Raw genomic sequence first — 598 nt, 5'->3', positions numbered from 1 at the left:
CGACCGTCATTGAGGTGATGGTCAATCCCGACGGTGCGCTGCGGCTCGACCGGTTGGGTGAAGGCCGGGTCGACACCGGCGTGCACATGCATCCTTCTGAGGCCGAACGCATCATCCGCCTGGTCGCCTCCCACGTGCGCGCCGAGGCGCATGCGGACAATCCGATTGTCAGCGCCGAATTGCCATCGGGCGAGCGCTTCGAGGGTCTGCTGCCGCCTGTCGTGCTGGGGCCATGCTTCGCCATCCGAAAGCCTGCGGCGAAACTCTACACGTTGGCCGACTATGTCGCCGACCGGGTCATGCTGCCGCTGCAGGCCGATGCGCTGAAGAAGGCGGTCCGCGAGCGGCGCAACATCCTGGTCGCCGGCGGCACGTCGTCGGGCAAGACAACACTTGCCAATGCGCTGCTGGCACAAGCCGCCGATTGCGACGAGCGGGTGATCCTGATCGAGGACACGCGCGAACTGCAATGCGCGGCGAAGGATTGCGTTGCCTTGAGGACGAGGCGGGGGTCGGTCACGCTCGCCGATCTCGTGCGCTCGACCCTGCGGCTCAGACCCGACCGCATCATCGTGGGCGAAGTCAGGGGCGCGGAAGC

At 66.7% G+C, this 598-nt stretch carries 1 protein-coding gene; it reads left to right on the top strand.

Features of this window, described 5'->3' with window-relative positions:
- The coding region (locus tag NKJ13_RS31550) for an ATPase, T2SS/T4P/T4SS family (RefSeq protein ID WP_352779587.1) at window positions 1–598 on the top strand (598 nt) is incomplete at both ends.

Source organism: Mesorhizobium sp. M0174, assembly GCF_040322275.1.
Lineage (GTDB): Bacteria > Pseudomonadota > Alphaproteobacteria > Rhizobiales > Rhizobiaceae > Mesorhizobium.
The sequence above is the reverse complement of the archived record's forward strand: the minus strand, read 5'-3'. Positions and strand labels throughout refer to the sequence as shown.